Consider the following 4,874-nt stretch of genomic DNA (forward strand, 5'->3'; position numbering starts at 1 on the left):
GATCTGCGGTTGTATGTGTTGGACGCGGGGTTGTGCCCGGTCCCGATGGGCGTCGCGGGTGAGTTGTATGTCGCGGGTGGCGGCCTGGCACGCGGCTACCTCAACCGCCCGGGCCTGACGGCGGAGCGGTTTGTCGCCGACCCGTTCGGGGCCCCTGGTTCACGTATGTACCGGACCGGGGACTTGGTGCGGTGGATCGCGGCCGGGGACCTGGAGTATCTGGGGCGCATCGACGACCAGGTCAAGGTGCGGGGTTTCCGTATCGAACTCGGCGAGATCGAGTCGGTCCTGGCCGGCCATCCGGACGTCGCCCAGGCGACGGTGGTCGTGCGCGAGGACCGGCCCGGCGACAAGCGACTGGTCGGTTACGCCGTTCCTGCCGCCGACGTGGAACTCGACCCCCAAGCCCTGCGTGCGCATGTGTCCGCAACGGTGCCGGAGTACATGGTCCCCTCGGCCGTGATGATCCTGGACGCGCTGCCCTTGACGCCGAACGGGAAGCTGGACCGGCGGGCGTTGCCGGCTCCGGAGTTCACCGCGAGCACGGAAGGCCGTGCTCCGCGGACCTCGCAGGAGGAGGTCCTGTGTGAGGTGTTCGCGGAGGTGCTCGGAGCTGAGCGCGTGTCCATTGACGACAACTTCTTCGAGTTGGGTGGGCATTCGCTGCTGGCGGTGTCGTTGGTGGAGCGGCTTCGTGAGCGTGGGCTGTCGGTGCCGGTGCGCTCGTTGTTCGTGACGCCGACGGTGGCGGGGCTGGCGGCCGGTCTGGGCGCCGCGGACAACGGTGCGTCCGTGGTGGTTCCGCCGAACGGGATCGTTGAGGGTGTTGAGGTGATCACGCCGGAGATGGTGCCGTTGGCGGGGCTGTCGCAGGAGGAGATCGACCGGGTCGTGGCCCGGGTTCCGGGCGGCGTCGCGAACGTGGCGGACATCTATCCGCTGGCGCCGTTGCAGGAGGGCATTCTCTTCCATCACCTGATGGGTGCCTCGTCGGGTGAGGACGCGTATGTCCTGCCGATGGTGCTCGGGTTCGATTCCCGGGCTCGGCTGGACGCGTTCGTCGCCGTGCTCCAAAGGGTGGTGGACCGGCACGACATCCTCCGCACCGCCGTGCTGTGGGAGGGACTGCGCGAGCCGGTCCAGGTGGTGGCCCGGCATGCGCAGATCCCGGTCCGTGAGGTCACGTTGGAGCATGACAGTGACGTGGTGGACGGTCTGTTGGCGGCATGCGGGTCGGTGATGGATATCACCGCGGCACCCTTGGTGCAGGTGACAACAGCCGGGATCCCCGGCTCGCAGCGGTGGGTGGCGTTGCTCCAGGTGCATCACCTGGTCCAGGACCACACAGCGGTGGATGTGCTGTTCACGGAGGTCCAGGCGTTCTTGGAGGGCCGGGAGGCGGAGCTGCCAGTGCCGCTGCCGTTCCGGAACTTCGTCGCACAGGCCAGGTTGGGCATGCCGGTCGCCGAACACGAGGCGTTCTTCGGGCGTCTGCTGGGTGATGTGAGTGAGCCCACCGCACCATTCGACATGACCGACGTACGCGGCGACGGCACCGAGGTCACCGAGGCCCACACATCCCTCGACGGAGCCACCGCCGCAGCCGTACGCGATATGGCGCGGCGCCTGGGTGTGAGCGCTGCGACGGTGCTGCATGTGATGTTCGCGCGGGTGGTCGCCTCGGCCTCGGGCCGCGAGGACGTCGTCTTCGGCACTGTGTTGTTCGGGCGGATGCAGGCCGGTGCCGGCGCGGACCGGGTTCCCGGGTTGTTCATCAACACCCTGCCCGTGCGCCTCGACACCAGCCGCAGAGGCGTACTGGACGCAGTCCGGTCCATGCAGGCCGATCTGGCCGAGTTGCTGGTGCACGAGCATGCCCCGCTGGCGTTGGCACAGCGGATGAGCGGCGTGGCTGCCGAAGCCCCGCTCTTCACCGCCCTGTTCAACTACCGGCACAGCGCGGGTGCGGCGGACGCCGATATGGAAGTGGAGGGGATCGAAGTCCTCTTCGCTCAGGAGCGCACGAACTATCCGCTGATGGTGTCGGTGGACGACACCGGTGACGGGTTCGTCTTCACCGTCCAGTGCGTCGACCCGATCGATCCCGACCTGGTCCTGTCCCTGATGGACACCGCCACCAGCCGCCTGGTCCAAGCCCTGGACCAGGCCCCCGACACCCCCGTACACACCCTGCCCGTCCTCAACGACACTGAGCAGAACCTCGTGCTCAGTCAGTGGAACGACACCGCCGCTGAGGTGGCGGATCGCACGTTGCCGGTGTTGTTCGAGGAGCAGGTGGCGCGGACACCGGATGCCACGGCGCTGGTCTTCGACGGCAACGAGCTGTCGTACCGGGAGGTGAACGAGCGGGCGAATCGTCTGGCGAGGCTGCTCGTCGAGCGGGGCGCGGGTCCGGAGCGGTTCGTTGCGGTTGTTCTGCCGCGTTCCCCGGAGTTGGTGGTGGCGCTGCTGGCGGTGGTGAAGTCGGGTGCGGCGTACGTGCCGATCGACCCGGACTACCCGGCCGACCGGATCGCCTGCATCCTCGATGATGCCGACCCGATGTGTGTGATCACCGGTCTCGGGGCCGGAGGTGTTCTGCCCGAGGACACTCCCCGGATCCTGGTGGATGCCCCGGCCCTCGCTGAGTACTCCGGGACCGACCTCTCCAAGGTGGTGGACCCGGACACACCGGCGTACGCGATCTTCACGTCGGGTTCGACGGGCCGGCCGAAGGGTGTGGTCATCGAACACAGGGCGCTGGTGAACTTCCTGTCTTCGATGCAGGAGCGCTTCGGCCTGGGCGTGGGTGACCGGCTGCTGGCGGTGACCACGGTCGCGTTCGACATCACGGGTCTGGAGTTGTACGTCCCGCTGCTGAACGGCGCTGCTGTGGTGCTGGCTTCTCCGCAGGACGTACGCGATCCCCTTGCCCTGCGCTCTTTGATCTCCTCGGCGGGGGTGAGCGTGATGCAGGCGACGCCGAGTCTGTGGCACGCGGTGGTGGCCGATGCCGGCGAGGAGTTGGCCGGCGTGCGGGTGCTGGTCGGCGGCGAGGCATTGCCGGGCGAGCTGGCTCGCACCTTGGTGGCTAGAACGGCCTCGGTGACGAACCTCTATGGTCCGACCGAGACCACGATCTGGTCCACGGCCGACGAAGTCCGCGGGGACGCCGGCGGGGTGTCCTCTATCGGCCGCCCGATCGCCAACACCCAGGTGTATGTCCTGGACGCGGGCCTGAGCCCGGCACCGGTGGGCGTGGCCGGTGAGCTGTATATCGCCGGTGCGGGTCTGGCTCGGGGTTATTTGAACCGTCCGGGTCTGACGGCGGAGCGCTTCGTGGCCGACCCCTTCGGAACCCCCGGCTCACGCATGTACCGCACGGGAGATCTCGTGCGATGGAACACCAACGGGAAGATCGAGTACCTGGGCCGTATCGACGACCAGGTCAAGGTGCGCGGTTTCCGGATCGAGCTGGGCGAGATCGAATCGGTCCTGGCCGCACATCCCGACGTCGCCCAAGCCGCAGTGGTCGTACGCGAGGACCGTCCTGGCGACAAGCGGCTCGTCGGATACGCCATTCCCATCGCCGACGCGATACTCGACCCGCAAGCCCTGCGGGCGCATACGGCGAAGATGGTGCCGGGCTACATGGTTCCCTCCACGGTCATGGTCCTGGAGGTGCTGCCGCTGACGCCGAACGGGAAACTCGACCGCCGGGCCCTGCCCGCTCCCGAGTTCACCACTGGCACGACCGGTCGTGCCCCGCGCACCCCGCAGGAAAAGCAGCTGTGTGAGCTTTTCGCAGACGCGCTCGGCGTCGAGCAGGTCACCATCGACGACAACTTCTTCGAACTCGGCGGCCACTCCCTGCTCGCCACTCGCCTCATCAGCCGCATCCGAACGGCCATGGGGCTGGAACTCGATATCAAACCCCTATTCGAGAACCCCACGGTCGCCGGAGTTGTTGATCAGCTCGGCAGCGTGAAGAAAGCGCGGCCGGCACTACGCCGCATGGACAGGTCGAAGTACGAGGAGCGCTCATGATTCCGGTGTCGTTCGCCCAGCGGCGGTTGTGGTTCCTGAACCGCCTGGACGGGCCGAGCGCGACCTACAACATTCCGTTGGTGGTACGGCTGCGCGGTGAGCTGGATCTGAAGGCGCTGGAACTGGCGTTGACGGATGTGGTGGACCGGCACGAGAGCCTGCGGACGGTGTTCGTCGAGGTGGACGGGCAGCCCTACCAGCGGATCCTGCCGGTGGAGGAGGTCGCCCCGGCGCTGGTGGTGCGGGAGAGTTCTCGGGAGCGCCTGACCGCCGATGTCACGGATGCCGCGGCGTACGCGTTCGACCTTGAGACCGAGATTCCGGTACGGGCGTGGGCTTACCGAACGGCTGTGGATGAGTGGGTGTTGGTCGCGGTGGTGCATCACATCGCGGGTGACGGTTGGTCGTTGGGGCCGTTGGCGCGGGATCTTGCGGCGGCGTACGGGGCGCGGTGTGCGGGTGCGGTTCCGCAGTGGGAGCCGCTGCCGGTGCAGTACGCGGACTACACCCTGTGGCAGCGGGAGTTGCTGGGTGACGAGGACGACCCGGAGAGTACGGGCGCGGCGCAGGTGGAGTTCTGGCGGGGTGAACTCGCCGGGGCCCCAGAGGAGTTGGCGCTGCCGTATGACCGGTCGCGTCCGTTGGTGGCCTCGCACCAGGGTGATGTCGTCGACTTTGAGCTTGATGCCCAGGTGCATCGCAGCGTGGTGGGTCTTGCGCGTGAGCGTGGGGCGAGTGTGTTCATGGTGGTGCAGGCGGCGGTGGCGGGTCTGTTGTCCCGGCTGGGGGCGGGTACGGACATTCCGATCGGCTCTCCGGTGGCGGGT

The 4,874-nt window shown here is 67.7% G+C and carries 2 protein-coding genes; both read left to right on the forward strand.

Going from position 1 to position 4,874, the window contains the following annotated elements; translation table 11 throughout:
* The coding region (locus LJ657_RS47890) for a non-ribosomal peptide synthetase (RefSeq protein WP_232656066.1) at positions 1-4,047 on the forward strand (4,047 nt) is incomplete at its 5' end.
* Positions 4,044-4,874 (forward strand): condensation domain-containing protein (locus LJ657_RS47895; protein ID WP_232656067.1); only part of this gene is annotated, 831 nt, incomplete at its 3' end. The genes LJ657_RS47890 and LJ657_RS47895, both read left to right, overlap by 4 nt.

It is taken from the genome of Streptomyces guryensis, assembly GCF_021261325.1.
GTDB classification, from domain to species: Bacteria; Actinomycetota; Actinomycetes; order Streptomycetales; family Streptomycetaceae; genus Streptomyces; species Streptomyces guryensis.